Source organism: Luteimonas sp. A277, from assembly GCF_054052045.1.
Map to the genome: position 1 here is coordinate 208,259 of NZ_JBSVRG010000002.1, position 14,363 is coordinate 222,621.

The 14,363-nt window shown below is 68.2% G+C and carries 12 protein-coding genes and 1 pseudogene; 8 read left to right on the top strand and 5 right to left on the bottom strand.

Annotated elements, in window-relative coordinates; all coding sequences use genetic code 11:
* Position 1: 1 nt before the first annotated feature.
* Entirely contained in the window at positions 2-1,792 is a 1,791-nt protein-coding gene (locus ACW7G2_RS03045; protein WP_456972583.1) for an ABC transporter transmembrane domain-containing protein, read from the top strand.
* A gap of 239 nt (positions 1,793-2,031) precedes the next feature.
* On the opposite strand, the gene ACW7G2_RS03050 is transcribed toward ACW7G2_RS03045, so the two are convergent.
* Positions 2,032-3,549: a fumarate hydratase gene (locus tag ACW7G2_RS03050; RefSeq protein WP_456972845.1), complete on the bottom strand. Its 1,518-nt coding sequence runs from the start codon at positions 3,547-3,549 to the stop codon at positions 2,032-2,034.
* 130 nt (positions 3,550-3,679) lie between these two features.
* Between ACW7G2_RS03050 and zwf the strand changes: the two genes are divergently transcribed.
* From zwf to ACW7G2_RS03070, 4 genes are all read left to right on the top strand, one after another.
* The gene (gene zwf, locus ACW7G2_RS03055; protein WP_456972585.1) at positions 3,680-5,101 is read left to right on the top strand and encodes a glucose-6-phosphate dehydrogenase; all 1,422 of its coding nucleotides are present in this window, start codon (positions 3,680-3,682) and stop codon (positions 5,099-5,101) included.
* Positions 5,098-6,105, top strand: coding sequence for a glucokinase (glk, locus tag ACW7G2_RS03060; protein ID WP_456972587.1), 1,008 nt, complete (start codon positions 5,098-5,100; stop codon positions 6,103-6,105). Before zwf ends, glk begins: the two co-directional genes overlap by 4 nt.
* Positions 6,106-6,149: 44 nt before the next feature.
* Positions 6,150-6,842: a 6-phosphogluconolactonase gene (gene pgl / locus ACW7G2_RS03065; RefSeq protein ID WP_456972848.1), complete on the top strand. Its 693-nt coding sequence runs from the start codon at positions 6,150-6,152 to the stop codon at positions 6,840-6,842.
* A gap of 122 nt (positions 6,843-6,964) precedes the next feature.
* Positions 6,965-7,855, top strand: coding sequence for a cation diffusion facilitator family transporter (locus tag ACW7G2_RS03070; RefSeq protein WP_456972589.1), 891 nt, complete (start codon positions 6,965-6,967; stop codon positions 7,853-7,855).
* Positions 7,856-7,867: 12 nt separating this feature from the next.
* Here the strand turns inward: ACW7G2_RS03070 and ACW7G2_RS03075 are convergent, their stop codons facing one another.
* Complete coding sequence (locus tag ACW7G2_RS03075) at positions 7,868-8,167, bottom strand: YciI family protein (RefSeq protein ID WP_456972591.1); 300 nt, start codon at positions 8,165-8,167, stop codon at positions 7,868-7,870.
* Between the two features lie 393 nt (positions 8,168-8,560).
* On the opposite strand from ACW7G2_RS03075, the gene ACW7G2_RS03080 reads away from it, so the two are divergent.
* From ACW7G2_RS03080 to ACW7G2_RS03090, 3 genes and pseudogenes are all read left to right on the top strand, one after another.
* Positions 8,561-9,469 (top strand): segregation and condensation protein A, encoded by a 909-nt coding sequence (locus tag ACW7G2_RS03080; RefSeq protein WP_456972850.1) that lies wholly within the window; start codon positions 8,561-8,563, stop codon positions 9,467-9,469.
* Between the two features lie 49 nt (positions 9,470-9,518).
* Positions 9,519-10,301 (top strand): annotated as a pseudogene (gene scpB, locus ACW7G2_RS03085) (SMC-Scp complex subunit ScpB); the annotation flags it as partial.
* Positions 10,301-11,758 carry a pseudouridine synthase gene (locus ACW7G2_RS03090; protein ID WP_456972593.1) on the top strand — a complete coding sequence of 486 codons (1,458 nt, stop codon included), beginning with the start codon at positions 10,301-10,303 and terminating at the stop codon, positions 11,756-11,758. The pseudogene scpB and the gene ACW7G2_RS03090, both read left to right, overlap by 1 nt.
* A gap of 27 nt (positions 11,759-11,785) precedes the next feature.
* Here ACW7G2_RS03090 and ACW7G2_RS03095 read toward each other — a convergent pair whose 3' ends face one another.
* Genes ACW7G2_RS03095 through ACW7G2_RS03105 form a run of 3 tightly spaced genes read right to left on the bottom strand, consistent with a single transcriptional unit; the run spans position 11,786 to position 14,342 of the window.
* Positions 11,786-12,115 (bottom strand): DUF3247 family protein, encoded by a 330-nt coding sequence (locus tag ACW7G2_RS03095; protein WP_456972595.1) that lies wholly within the window; start codon positions 12,113-12,115, stop codon positions 11,786-11,788.
* A gap of 2 nt (positions 12,116-12,117) precedes the next feature.
* Positions 12,118-12,894, bottom strand: coding sequence for a slipin family protein (locus tag ACW7G2_RS03100; RefSeq protein WP_456972597.1), 777 nt, complete (start codon positions 12,892-12,894; stop codon positions 12,118-12,120).
* On the bottom strand, positions 12,891-14,342 hold the full coding sequence (locus ACW7G2_RS03105) for an NfeD family protein (RefSeq protein ID WP_456972599.1): 1,452 nt from the start codon (positions 14,340-14,342) through the stop codon (positions 12,891-12,893). The genes ACW7G2_RS03100 and ACW7G2_RS03105 overlap by 4 nt, the downstream gene beginning before the upstream one ends.
* Between the last annotated feature and the right edge of the window lie 21 nt (positions 14,343-14,363).

Consider the following 14,363-nt stretch of genomic DNA (forward strand, 5'->3'; position numbering starts at 1 on the left):
GATGAACGAAGCCACCGACCCGTCCCCCGCTGCCGCTGACGCAGCCGCCCCCTCCGCCAAGGCGCGGATTGGGGTACTGCGCACGCTGCTGCCCTTCCTCGGGCGCCAGCGCGGGCTGGTGGCCGCGTGGCTGCTGGCTCTCGCCGCCTCGTCCACGGCCACCCTGAGCCTGCCGGTCGCGGTGCGAATAATGATCGACCGCGGCTTCAGCGATGCCAGCAACATCAACGCCGCCTTCGCGGTGCTGTTCGTGGTGGCCCTGGGACTGGCGCTGGCCACCGCCGCGCGGTTTTACTTCGTCTCCCTGCTGGGCGAGCGGGTGATCGCCGACCTGCGCACACGGCTGTACGGGCACCTGGTCGGGCTGGACCAGGCGTTCTTCGAGCGCAGCCGCAGCGGCGAGCTGGTCTCGCGCCTGTCGGCAGACACCGAGCTGCTGCGTGGGGTGATCGGCTCCGGCATGTCGGTGGCCCTGCGCAGCGTGGTGATGGTGGTGGGCAGCCTGGCCATGATGGTGATCACCAGCCCGCGGCTGGCGGCCTGGACCCTGATCGGCATCCCGGTGTTCGTGCTGCCGATTGTGCTCGGCGGACGCCGGCTGCAGAAGATCTCCCGCGCCAGCCAGGACCGCGTGGCCGATGCCAATACCCTCGCCGCCGAGACCCTGGGCGCAATCCATACCGTGCAGGCCCACGCCCGCGAAGCCTGGGAGCGCAGCCGGTTCTCCGAGGCCGTGGCCCTGTCGGTCGCGACCGCCCGTCGGCGCATCAGCACCCAGGCGATGGTTACGGCGGTGGCGATCACCGCCATCTTCGGCGCCATCACCATCGTGCTCTGGTCCGGCGCCCAGGACGTTGTGGCAGGCCGCCTCAGCCCCGGCACGCTGGGCCAGTTTGTCCTGTACGCGCTGCTGGGCGGCGGCTCGGTGGGCGCACTGGCGGAAGTGTGGAACGAGCTGCAGCGCGCGTCCGGCGGCATGGGCCGGATCAACGAACTGCTGGTGGAATCCCCGCAGCTGACGGCGCCGGCCCAGCCGCGCAGCCTGCTCCGGCCGGTGCAGGGTGAGATCGTCCTGGACCGGCTGGGCTTCCACTACCCCTCCCGCCCGGATACGCCTGCGCTGCAGGACTTTTCCCTCCACGTGCGCCCCGGCGAGACCGTTGCCCTGGTTGGGCCTTCGGGCGCCGGCAAGAGCACCGTGCTGGGGCTGCTGCTGCGCTTCCACGATCCGCAGCAGGGCGCTGTGCGCGTTGATGGAGTGGACCTGCGTGAGCTGGACCCGGTCGAACTGCGCGAACAAATCGCCCTGGTACCGCAGCACCCAACCATCTTCGCCGCCAGCGCCCGCGACAACATCCGCTACGGTCGCCTGGAGGCCAGCGATGCGGAGGTCGAGGCCGCGGCCCGCATGGCCGAGGCGGATGAGTTCATCGCCGCCCTGCCCAACGGTTACGACGAGCAGCTGGGTGAGCGCGGCACGCGCCTCTCAGGCGGCCAGCAGCAGCGCGTGGCGATTGCCCGGGCGCTGCTGCGCGATGCGCCGATCCTGCTGCTGGACGAGGCCACATCGGCCCTGGACGCGCAAAGCGAGCGGGCCGTGCAGCAGGCGCTGGAACACCTCATGCGCGGGCGCACCACCCTGGTCATCGCCCATCGCCTGGCCACGGTGCTCAAGGCCGACCGGATCGTGGTGATGGACCAGGGCCGCATAGTGGCCGAAGGCACCCACGACGAACTGCTGGCCCAGGGCGGCCTGTACGCCGAACTGGCCCGTCTCCAGTTCCTGCACTGACCGCAGCCACCCCTGAACCGGTACCTGCACTCACCGCGCCATCCCTCAGCAGTAGGAGCGCGCCATGCGCGCGAAGCCGCGTGAATCATGTGTGCCTGTGCAAGCGGACCGCCGGGCGGCTCCGCAGCCCCGAAACGTGAGGGGCCGGCGGGACCACAACGGATGTCACGCGGCTTCGCGCGCATGGCGCGCTCCTACCCGGGCCGACCTGACTGGGCCGGTCGGGTTGGAGGCGCGTGTCAGGCGGGGTCGATCACCGCCAGCGGGATCTTGCCGATCCGCGCCTGCCACTCGCGCGGGCCGGTTTCGTGCACCGATTCACCGGTGGAATCCACGGCCACCGTCACCGGCATGTCCTGCACGGTGAATTCGTGGATCGCTTCCATGCCCAGGTCCTCGAACGCCACTACCCGCGAGGCGCGGATGGCCTTGGACACCAGGTACGCCGAGCCGCCCACCGCCATCAGGTAGACCGCACGGTGATCGCGGATCGCCTCGATGGCTTCCGGGCCGCGCTCGGCCTTGCCGACCATGCCCAGCAGGCCGGTTTCCAGCATCCGGCGGGTGAACTTGTCCATACGGGTGGCCGTGGTCGGGCCGGCCGGACCCACCGCTTCCTCGCGCACCGGATCCACCGGACCCACGTAGTAGATGAAACGGTTGCGGAAATCGACCGGCAGCTCCTCGCCGCGGTTCAGCATGTCCACCATGCGCTTGTGTGCGGCGTCGCGGCCGGTCAGCAGCTTGCCGCTGAGCAGCAGGGCTTCTCCCGGCTGCCACGAGGCCACTTCCTCCGGGGTGATGGTGTCCAGGTTCACCCGACGGCCGTTGGAGGCGTCGCGGGTGATCTCCGGCCAGTCTTCGAGCGACGGCGGATCCAGCGCCACCGGGCCACTTCCGTCCAGGGTGAAGTGCGCATGGCGGGTGGCCGCGCAGTTGGGGATCATCGCCACCGGCAGGTTGGCCGCGTGGGTCGGGTAATCCTTGATCTTGATGTCCAGCACCGTGGTCAGCCCGCCAAGGCCCTGAGCACCGATGCCCAGCGCGTTGACCTTGTCGAAGATCTCCAGGCGCATTTCCTCCAGCCGGCTGGCCGGGCCGCGGGCCTTGAGATCAACGATGTCGATCGGTTCCATCAGCGATTCCTTGGCCAGCAGCATCGCCTTCTCCGCCGTGCCGCCAATGCCGATCCCGAGCATGCCCGGCGGGCACCAGCCCGCGCCCATGGTCGGCACCATCTCCAGCACCCAATCGACCACCGAGTCGGACGGGTTGAGCATGGCGAACTTCGCCTTCGCCTCCGAACCGCCGCCCTTGGCCGCCACGATCACGTCCACCTTGTTGCCCGGCACCGTCTTCATGTTGACGATCGCGGGGGTGTTGTCGCCGGTATTGCGGCGCGCGCCGGCCGGGTCGGCCAGCACCGAGGCGCGCAGCTTGTTGTCCGGGTGCGCATAAGCGCGACGCACGCCTTCGTTGACCATGTCCTCCACGCCCATGGTGGCGTCGTCCCAGCGCACGTCCATGCCGATCTCGAGGAACACGGTGACGATGCCGGTGTCCTGGCAGATCGGCCGGTGGCCCTCGGCGCACATGCGCGAGTTGATCAGGATCTGCGCCATCGCGTCCTTGGCCGCCGGGGATTCCTCGCGCTCGTACGCCGCGGCGAGGTTCCGGATGTAATCCACCGGGTGGTAATAGCTGATGTACTGCAGCGCGTCGGCGACGGACTGGATGAAATCTTCTTGCCGGATCACGGCGGGGGCGGTCTTGCTCACGAACTGTCCAAGGCTGGCGGAAACAGCCTCGCATTTTAGCCCGCCTGCCGGAAGCGGTTTGGTATCGTCATCCACCGCGCCGGCCCTGCCCCTGCCCGAAGGAGTAGTGATGCACGACACCCTGCTGCTGTTTGGCGCCACGGGCGACCTGGCACGGCGCTATCTGTTCCCTTCCCTGCACCACCTGCTGCGCGACCGCCTGCTCCCCGACAGCTTCCGCGTGATCGCGGTGGGGCGCAGTGACCATGACGATGCCAGCTTCCGCAGCTGGCTGCGCGAACAGATGGAGGGCGAAGACGTCACATCGGCGTCCCTTGATCGCCTGCTGGAACGCATCCACTACCACCCCGTGGACCTCACGGACGGCGCCGCCATGGCCGCCACCCTGTCACGCTACGCGGACCGCCCCGCGGTGAGCTACCTCGCGGTGCCGCCGGATCTGTTCGGTCCCGCCTGCATGGGCCTGAAGGCGGCCGGCCTGCTGGAAGACCCCTCGCGCCTGGTGCTCGAGAAACCGATCGGCCATGACCTCGCCTCGGCGCGGGAAATCAACGCCATCCTCGGCGACGCGCTGGATGAGTCACGCACCTTCCGCATCGACCACTACCTGGGCAAGGCGCCGGTGCAGAACCTGATGGCCCTGCGCCTGGGCAATACGCTGCTGGAGGCGGTGTGGCAGCGGCAGTGGATCGAGTCGGTGGACATCATCGTGGCCGAGACCACCGGCGTGGACGGCCGCGAGGGCTACTACGCCGGCTACGGCGCCCTGCGCGACATGGTCCAGAACCACATGCTGCAGCTGCTGGCACTGATCGCGATGGAGCCGCCCGCCTCGCTCGACCCCGACAGCGTGCGCGATGAAAAACGCAAGGTCCTGCACGCCTTGCGGCCGATGACCCCCACCGAAGCCGCCGCCGACAGCGTCCGCGGCCGCTACGCCGACGGCGTGGTGGAGGGCCGCGCCGCACAGGGATTCCGCCACGCGGGCGATGTGGAAACCTTTGTCGCCGTGCGCGCCTGGATCGACAATTGGCGCTGGGCCGGGGTGCCTTTCCGGCTGGTGACCGGCAAGCGCATGGCCCGGCGCATGACCGAGGTGGTGGTGTCGTTCCGGCCGGTATCGCACTGGGTGTTCGACCGCCCCAGCGCCGAACGCGCCACCTCCAACCGCCTTCGGGTGCGCCTGCAGCCGGAGGAAACCATCGAGTTGGGGCTGATGGGCAGCCTGGCCGCTCCGGAATGGGGCGCTACCGAGCTGCAGCCGATGATGCTGGACCTGTCGATGGCGCCCACGCCCACGCGTCGCATCGCCTACGAACGGCTGATGATCGACGCCCTCAAGGGCGACCAGACGCTGTTCGTCCGCGATGATGAGGTCGAAGCCGCATGGCGCTGGATCGACAGCATCAGTCGATCGTGGGAGCAGGCCGGCATCCGGGCGGAAGAATATCCCGCAGGATCCTGGGGGCCTGAGGCGGCTGCAGGGTTTCTCCCGTCCACCGTGCCAGGTCGCGGAGCCCGGCGACCGTGACCGGCGCATACACCCTGCTCGCCGATATCGGCGGCACCAACGCCCGGTTCGCCCTGGCCGATCCCGCCGCCCCGATGCCGCTGGTGCCCGACAGCGTCCGTGCGTATCCAGTCGCGTCTTCCGGCTCACCGGAAGACGCTGCCCGACGTTACCTGCAGGAAACCGGCGCGCGGGTGGATCGCGCCGTGTTCGCCATCGCCGCGCGCATCTCCGGCGACCAGGCCCGCATGCTCAACCACCCCTGGGTGGTCTCCGGCAGCGGGCTGCGTGCGCAGCTGGGCCTGGCGGAAGCGGTGCTTGTGAACGATTTCACCGCCCAGGCCATGGCCGTGCCGCTGCTCGGCCCGGACGACTATGCGGTGATCGGCCCGGCCCCGTGGCAACCGCTGCAGGGTCATGTCCGTGAAATGCAGGCCGATAAGGTGCTGGCCGTTGTCGGACCAGGCACCGGGCTCGGCGTGGGCGGCCTGGTGGTGCGCGATGGCCGGCCGCATCCGCTGGACAGCGAAGGCGGACACGTGAGCTTCGCCCCCGGCTCGGCGCTGGAGCTGGCAATCCTCGAACACCTCTCCACCCGCTTCAACCGCGTGTCGAACGAGCGCCTGGTCTGCGGACCGGGCCTGGTCAACATCCACCGGGCCCTGGCCGAAATGGCGGGCGAAGATCCCGGCTCGCCGGAGCCCGCGGACATTACCGCCGCGGCCACCGCCGGCGACCCGCACAGCGCGCAGGCGGTGGAGGTGTTCTGCAACGTATTCGGCGCGATCGCCGGCGATCTGGTGCTGACCCTTGGCGCCTGGCAGGGCGTGTTCCTGACCGGCGGCATGGTGCCGAGGCTGCTTGAACAGCTGCGCCGCTCCGGATTCCGCGAGCGCTTCGAACACAAGGGACGGTTTTCGGCCACCATGGCCCGGGTACCATCCGTGGCAGTGTTGCATCGCCATCCGGGCCTGTTGGGCGCGGCCACGATCGCAGGCCAGCAGCAGGGGAGAGAACCACGATGAGCCAGCAGCAGACCGTTGTGGACGGCACTCGCGCCGGCGTGCCCATGCATCTGCATACCTACGACTCGCCGACCCAGTGGGCCTGGGGCGCGGCGGTGGCATTGTCTGCGGAACTGCAGCAGGCGCTGGATGGCAAGCTGCGCGCGCGGCTGCTGCTGTCAGGCGGCAGCACGCCCGGGCCGGTGTATTCGGCCCTGGCCAAGGCGCCACTGGACTGGAACCGCGTGGATGTGGCGCTGGTAGACGAGCGCTGGCTGCAGCCCGATGACCAGGACAGCAACGCGCGGCTGGTGCGCGAATCGCTGCTGCGCCACCAGGCGGCGGCAGCGCGCCTTGAAACCCTGACCCAGCCCGGACGCGGGATCGAGGAAGCGGTCGCAGTGGCCAACATCCACGCCCGCACCCCGGCCGACGTGGTGGTACTGGGCATGGGTGAAGACGGACATACGGCTTCACTGTTCCCGCGGATGATCGGGCTGGAGCAGGCGCTGTCCAGCCCCGCGGCCTACGTGGCGGTAGACGCCAGCGGCTGCTCCGGTGCCGGACGCTGGCTGCGGCGCATCAGCCTGACACCGGCGGGCCTACAGCCGGCCCGGTCCCGGATGTTGCTGATCCGCGGGGCCAAAAAACGCGCCCTGTTGGAAAAAATCGTCGCCGGTGACGACCCGCTGGAATACCCGGCCCGCATCGCCTTGCTGACCCCGGGGGCACCGCTGCACGTGCACTGGTGCCCCTGAGCCTCCCCAAGCTGCTGCTCAACGCAACTGACCGCCCGGCGAACGTCTTTGGATAGCTGAGCCGTTTCATGGCCGGGAAGTACCATATGGTCATGGAACGGACCGGAAAACCGACAGCAGGCGTGCCAGATCTGAGGAAGTACGCCTGGCTGGCAATCGGGACCGCGGTGGTCACGGTCCTGCTCAAGGGCAGCGCCTGGGCCATTACCGGCTCGGTGGGCCTGCTGTCGGACGCCGCCGAATCCATGGTCAACCTGGTGGCCGCCATTGCTGCCCTCGTCGCCCTGACCGTCGCTGCCAGGCCGGCCGATGACAACCACCACTTCGGTCACACCAAGGCCGAATATTTCTCCGCGGCTCTGGAAGGGGTCATGGTGTTCATCGCTGCGGCCTCGATCATCTATCTGGGTATCGACCGGCTGGTGAACCCGCGCCCGCTGGAGTCGATCGGCATCGGCATGGTGATCTCACTGGTGGCCGCGCTGCTCAACGGCGTTGTCGGCCGGATCCTGATCAAGGTCGGCACCCGCCACCGCTCGGTGACGCTGCGCGCCGACGGCAGGCACCTGATGACCGACGTCTACACCTCGGTCGGCGTTGTGCTGGGCCTGCTGCTGGTCTGGCTGACCGGCTGGGAATGGCTCGACCCGGTGGTTGCCATCCTGGTGGGGGTGAACATCCTCGTCACCGGTTACAGACTCATCTCCGAGTCGGCCGCCGGCCTGATGGATGTGTCGCTGTCGCCAGAAGACAACGCCAGGATCCTCGCCATCCTGGAGGTACACACCGAGAAAGGCAGGATCGAATTCCACGCCGTGCGCACCCGCGAGTCCGCCGCCCGCCAGTTCATGGAAATGCACATGCTGGTTCCCGGCGACTGGACCGTGCTGCGTGGCCACGACGCCATGGAAGACCTGATCGAGAAGATCGTGGCCGAGTTCCCGGCCATGCGCGTGACCGGCCACCTGGAGCCGATTTCAGACCCGCGCAGCTACGAGGACATCAGCCTGTAACGGAGCGCAGGGTCAGGGAAGCACCGGCTTGAACGGCCGCACCTCGACCCGCTCGTATACCCCGGCGTCCACATAGGGATCCGTATCCGCCCATTCGCGTGCCGCCTGCAGCGATTCGAACTGCGCCACCACCGCGCTGCCGCTGAAACCTGCCGGGCCGGGATCCGCGGCGTCGATCGCCGGGCATGGCCCGGCCAACAGCAGCCGGCCGGCGTCACGCAACGCCACCAGCCGTTCCATATGCGCCGGTCGTGCGGCCGCACGCCGCTCCAGTCCCTGCGGACCGTCATATCCTTCGATCAGATACCACATGCCATTCCCCAGCCCGACCCAACGCCGGGCACGGATGAATTGTAGCCAAGGCCGGTGCTGGACAGCGGCCCAGCCTGCCCGTACTCTGGGCACGTGTTTAAGGCCGGACAGCAGCGGCCGTCGCCCCCGCAACGCCATATCGCTGCCTCCAACCGGCCCCGCCCTACGCCTCCGCCAGCTCCCCTGTCGCCGTCCCCGGCTGCGACCGGCGGCTCGCGCCGCGCCCCGGGCAGATCTCCGCAGGTCACCAGGCTCCCGGCCCCGCCGGTCCTGTGCACCCGGAGCTGGATATAAGAACATTCCGCGCGCAATCATGCCGCAACCCACAGATCACTGCCGGCCCGGAGGGGGCCGCAACGCATGACACAACCCGGACCCGACGCCTCCATCCCGATGGAGACCGCACAGCCCATGAGCGTCCATCCGCTACAGCAGGAAATACCGCTGGCGGTGGTGCACGGGCAGCCGGTGCTGCAGATCCCGCAGGATCTGTACATCCCGCCGGATGCGCTGGAAGTGATCCTGGAAGCGTTCGAGGGCCCACTGGACCTGCTGCTGTACCTGATCCGCCGGCAGAACCTGGACATCCTGGATGTTCCGGTGGCCGAGATCACACGCCAGTACGTCAACTACATCGGGGTGATGCAGGAGCTGCGGTTCGAACTGGCCGCCGAGTACCTGGTCATGGCGGCGATCCTGGCCGAGATCAAATCACGGATGCTGCTGCCGCGGCCTCCACTTGATGAAAATGAGGAAGACGATCCCCGCGCCGACCTTGTCCGCCGGTTGCAGGAGTACGAACGCTTCAAACAGGCTGCGGAAGATCTGGACACCCTGCCGCGCATGGAGCGCGACACTGCACCGGTATCGGCCCACGTGCCGGACCGTGCCGAAGTCCGGCTGCCGCCACCGGTGGAGTTGCGCGAGATGCTGCTGGCGCTGCACGATGTGCTCAAGCGCGCCGAGCTGTTCACCGGCCATGCAATCCGGCGCGACGCACTCAGCGTTCGCCAGCGCATGGGTGAAGTGCTGACGCGGCTGGATGACGGCAGCTTCCACCGTTTTGAAACCCTGTTCGAGCCGCGCGAAGGCAAGCTCGGCGTGGTGGTGACGCTTCTGGCGCTGCTTGAATTGGCCAAGGAACGGCTGCTGGACATCGTCCAGGAAGACTGGGAAGACGCCGTTCCCGAGCAGCCACCACCGCCGATCTACGTTAAATCGCTGGCCACGCGCGACGGCGACACCGCGCTGGAACTGTCCAGCGAGTTCGATGATGAACCCACCGCCGCCAACGACCTCTGACGCCGCGTGCTTCGCGCCGTCCTTTTCCACTAGCTGACACCCCGCCGCCATGGACCAGTCACTGATCAACCGCATCGTCGAGGCCGCCCTGCTCGCCGCCAGCCAGCCGCTGACGGTGGTCCAGCTGCGCGGGCTGTTTCCGCTGGATGAGCCCGCGCCCGATGACAGCATCGAAAAGGCCCTGGAGTTCCTGCAGGCCGGCTGCGCCGAACGCGGCGTTGAGCTGATTGAAGTCGCCACCGGCTGGCGCTTCCAGGTGAAGACCGAAGTGCACCCCTGGGTCGCCCGGCTGTGGACCGAACGCCAGACCCGCTACACCCGCGCCACTTTGGAAACCCTGGCCCTGATCGCCTACCGCCAGCCGATCACCCGCGGCGAGATCGAACAGGTGCGCGGCGTGGCGGTCAACAGCAACATCATCCGCGCCCTGGAAGAGCGGGAATGGATCCGGGTGGTTGGCCATCGTGATGTGCCCGGTCGCCCGGAGCTGCTCGGCACCACCAGGGGTTTCCTGGATTACTTCGGCCTCAAACGCCTGGATGAACTGCCACCGCTGTCCGAACTCAAGGATTTCGGCGACCTGGAGCCGCAGTTGCGGCTCAATGGTGATGAATCAGCCGGCGACGAAGCCCTGCCGGTGGGCGACACGCCCCTCGACGCAGGCAGCGAATCCAGCGGACCCGACAGCGATGCCCGATCCACTACCGACACCCCCACTACCGACACCCCGGCCGGCCCGGTGACCACTGGCGCCGACCCCACTTCCCATCCACAACAACCACACCATGACAGCGCCCTCGCCGAAGAAGGCGACAGCGACCGGAGCATTCAATGAACGACCGCAACACCCAGCCCGCAAAGGGCACCCGCAAACTTTCACTCAAGCGCGATGGCGAAGATTCCGCCGCGCCGCGGCTGGAGGAACGTCTGCACAAGGTCCTGGCCCAGGCCGGGCTCGGCTCGCGACGCGCGCTTGAACAGCGCATTGCCGATGGCCTGATACAGGTCAACGGCGAGACCGCGCAGGTCGGCATGAGCGTGCGCGGCGGAGACCGTATCGCACTGGACGGCAAGACCTTCGTCGCCAGTGCGCTGACCGAACCGGCCCGCGTGCTGATCTACAACAAGCCCGAGGGTGAAGTGACCACCCGCGAGGACCCCGAAGGCCGCCCGACCATCTTCGACTCCCTGCCCGCCCTCAAGGGTGCGCGCTGGATCGCGATCGGTCGTCTGGACATCAATACCACCGGCCTGCTGCTGCTCACCACCGACGGCGAGCTGGCCAACTCGATGATGCACCCCTCGTTCGAGATCGAACGGGAATACGTGTGCCGGGTCCGTGCCCCCGAGGGCGAGGAAACCGTGTCGGAGAAGATCATCGAGCGGCTGGCCCGCGGCGTCGCCCTTGAAGACGGCCCGGCGAAGTTCGACAGGATCGAGCGGATCGGCGGTACCGATTCGCACGACTGGTTCAAGGTGGTGGTCACCGAAGGCCGCAACCGCGAAGTCCGCAGGCTGTGGGAATCGCAGGGCTGCCAGGTGAGCCGCCTCAAGCGCGTGCGCTACGGCGGCGTGTCCCTGCCCCAGCCGCTGCTGCGCGGCCAGTCGCAGGAACTGCCCACCGCCCAGGTGGAAGAACTGCGGCGCGAACTGAAGCTCGAGGAAGGCCCGCCTCCCGCACTGACGCTGCTGCCGGTGATCGGCCAGCGCAAGGCGGCCAAATCCACCGTGCACGTGGGCGGCCAGCATCGCTCGGCCGGCTACGTCGGCGGTCATACCACGGCCGACGAAGGCCGCGAGCTGCGCCGCTTCGACAATATGCGCGAAGACCGCGGCCGCCGCGGTGGACGCAAGCCGCACGGCGGCCTGACCGTCAGCGGCGAAGCCGCTGCCAACCAATCGCAGAAGCCCTTCAAGCAGCGCCGTGACAAGAGCGCGCGGGCACTGCCGGAGGGCAATCCGGCCGCTTTCCGCAGCTGGTACGTGCCCGACGGCGTGGATACCGGCCCCAGCGGTCATCGCAACGCTGACGGCCGCGGCCCGAAGAAGCCGCCGGCCAAGAAGGGCGGACCGGGCCGTCCGCAGGCCAGAGGCCCGGGCACGGCCAAGAAGCGCAGCGCGCGCCCCTATGGTCATCCCGACAGTGCCCCGAACTTTCCTTCCGATCACGCCACCCCGGGCGCTCGCACTGCCGGCCCGCGCGGACCCCGTCCGCCGGCTGGCGGCGGCAACCGCCGTCCGGCCCCGCGCGGGCCGCGTGGTGGACCCCGTGGTGGTGGCGGTCGCTGATACCGACCGCTGACCACTGCCGCGGCGCTATCCCTCCCGGGGCGGCGACCGCGGCGGCGGCATGGGGTCGGCGATAGGATCGAGACGACGCACCTCGCGGATCACATCCAGCCATATCAGATGCGAGCGCGCCGGATCACCGGCGTCATCCACCCTCAACCTGCCGTTGATGCCTTCTGACCCGTCGGGGCCGCGGAAGGTCTGCACGGTGGGGCGCACCACCACCGCGCCGGTGATGCTGCTCCCATCGGCCAGCAGCAGTTCCACCCGCGCCTCATCCGGCAACTGCTGCACCAGCGCCTCCAGCCGGGCGATGTCGGCATCGGAGGTATACACACGTTCGGCATTCTGGCCCATGGTCAGTCTCCCCGGTCCGGCTTGCGGTCCAGCAGCCTGCTGCTGAGCGATTCGATGAAGTCGATCGGCAGCGGGAACACGATGGTCGAACTCTTGTCGCCGGCGATCTCGGTCAGCGTGGACAGATAGCGCAGCTGGATCGCACGCGGGTCCTGGCTCATCAGCTTGGCCGCCTCGACCAGCTTTTCAGCGGCCTGCTGCTCACCCTCGGCGTGGATGATCTTGGCCCGACGCTGGCGCTCCGCTTCGGCCTGCCGGGCGATCGCGCGGACCATGGTCTCGTTGAGGTCCACATCCTTGATCTCGACGTTGGCGACCTTGATACCCCAGGCATCGGTCTGCTCGTCGAGGATTGCGCGGATCTGGCCGTTGAGCTTGTCGCGCTCGGCCAGCATCTCGTCCAGTTCGTGCTGGCCGAGCACCGAGCGCAGCGTGGTCTGGGCCAGCTGGCTGGTGGCTTCGTAGTAGCGTTCGACGTTGATGATCGCCTTCTGCGGATCGACCACCCGGAAATACACCACCGCGTTGACCTTCACCGACACGTTGTCGCGCGAGATCAGGTCCTGCGGCGGGATATCCATGACGATGGTGCGCATGTCCACCCGCTCCATGGTCTGCAGCACCGGGATCAGGAAAATCAGGCCCGGCCCCTTGACCTTCCAGAACCGGCCCAGCTGGAATACAACCGCACGCTCATACTCGCGCAGGATCTTGATTGCACTGAACAGCGCCAGCGCGATCGCGATCAGGATCGGCAGGAGAAACACGGTGAAATTCATGGCATAACCTCCGGACTGCGATTGATGGGTTCATGCGGGTGGCCACCGTCGAGCGGCGAAACGCGAAGCACCAGGCCCTTCCTGGACAACACCCGCACACGCTGTCCGGCCACCAGTGGGGCATCCGACGCCGCCTGCCACAGCTCGCCGCGGATCCGCACCTGGCCGCGGCCTTCAAAGCTGCCCGCCACGACAGCCTCATGGCCCAGCATCTCCTCGGCGCCGCCGCCCACCGGCCTTCGCCGCGCCCGCATCGCCAGCCACAGCATGAACATGAAGCCGGCACCGCTGGCGATGCCGATCCCGGCCAGCAGCCAGTTGGACACCGCGAAACCCGGCACATGGTCAAACAGGATCACCGAACCGAACACCAGGGCTACCAGGCCGCCGATGCCCAGCACGCCGAAACTGGGCGTGGCCAGCTCCACCGCCATCAGGATGATGCCCAGCGCGATCAGCGCCAGTCCCGCATAGTTCACCGGCAGTACCTGCAACGCGTACAGGGCCAGCAGCAGGCAGATCGCGCCGACCACGCCCGGGAGCACCGCACCCGGGCTGTAACCCTCAAGCAGCAGGCCATACATGCCCACCAGCAGCAGCATGTAGGCGAAGGTGGGGTCGGTCAGTACCGACAGCAGGCGTACCCTCCAGTTGGGTGCAAGCTCGGTCACCGTCCGGCCTGCCACTGCCAGAGTCCGCGTCTCGCCCGCCACCGTCACCTCACGGCCATCGGCCTGCTCGAGCAGCGACTCCAGGCTGGCGGCCACCACCTCCACCACGCCGCGCTCAAGCGCCTCACCCGCGGTCAGGGTTGCCGCATCGCGCACGGCCTCTTCGGCAAAGGCCACATCGCGCCCGCGCAGAGTGGCCAGGCCGCGCAGATAAGCGACGGAATCGTTGACCGCCTTGCGCTCCGAAGCGCTTCCGGTACCCCGCTGGGTGTCTGCGCTATCGCCGTTCTGATCACTTTCGTCTCCATCACCATCGTCGGACTGCCGCCCCCCACCCGGGGCTCCGCCGATTGACACCGGCGTCGCCGCGCCCAGCGAGGTAGCCGGCGCCATTGCCGCCAGATGGCTGGCGTAGACGATGTAGGTGCCCGCGCTGGCCGCCCGTGCGCCGTTGGGTGCCACCCAGGCGATCACCGGCACCGGCGATGCCAGGATGTCCTGGTTGATGTCGCGGGTGGCGGCGTCCAGCCCGCCCGGTGTATCGATGCGCAGCACCAGGGCACGCGCATCCTCGCTCGCGGCACGCTCGATGCCATTGCGTATGTGGTCGCGGGTGGCAGGACCGATCCCGCCCTTGATATCCACCAGCAGTACACCGCCGCCCGCTGTCGCCGGCTCCTGGGCCCATGCCGGGGACACCACGAGTACGGACAGCGCTGCTGCAAGCGCCCACAGGCACATCAGCCATCGCGTGCCGATTCGGGATGTGATGGTCATTGCTACCCCAGCGCTATGACC

Coding starts and splice junctions, on each gene's coding strand:
- zwf (WP_456972585.1), top strand. CDS start 3,680: ATGCACGACACCCTGCTGCTGTTTGGCGCCACGGGCGACCTGGCACGG.
- ACW7G2_RS03075 (WP_456972591.1), bottom strand. CDS start 8,167: ATGTGGTATCTGATCGAAGGATATGACGGTCCGCAGGGACTGGAGCGG.
- ACW7G2_RS03095 (WP_456972595.1), bottom strand. CDS start 12,115: ATGGGCCAGAATGCCGAACGTGTGTATACCTCCGATGCCGACATCGCC.
- pgl (WP_456972848.1), top strand. CDS start 6,150: ATGCATCTGCATACCTACGACTCGCCGACCCAGTGGGCCTGGGGCGCG.
- ACW7G2_RS03105 (WP_456972599.1), bottom strand. CDS start 14,342: ATGACCATCACATCCCGAATCGGCACGCGATGGCTGATGTGCCTGTGG.
- ACW7G2_RS03080 (WP_456972850.1), top strand. CDS start 8,561: ATGGAGACCGCACAGCCCATGAGCGTCCATCCGCTACAGCAGGAAATA.
- ACW7G2_RS03100 (WP_456972597.1), bottom strand. CDS start 12,894: ATGAATTTCACCGTGTTTCTCCTGCCGATCCTGATCGCGATCGCGCTG.
- ACW7G2_RS03090 (WP_456972593.1), top strand. CDS start 10,301: ATGAACGACCGCAACACCCAGCCCGCAAAGGGCACCCGCAAACTTTCA.
- ACW7G2_RS03045 (WP_456972583.1), top strand. CDS start 2: ATGAACGAAGCCACCGACCCGTCCCCCGCTGCCGCTGACGCAGCCGCC.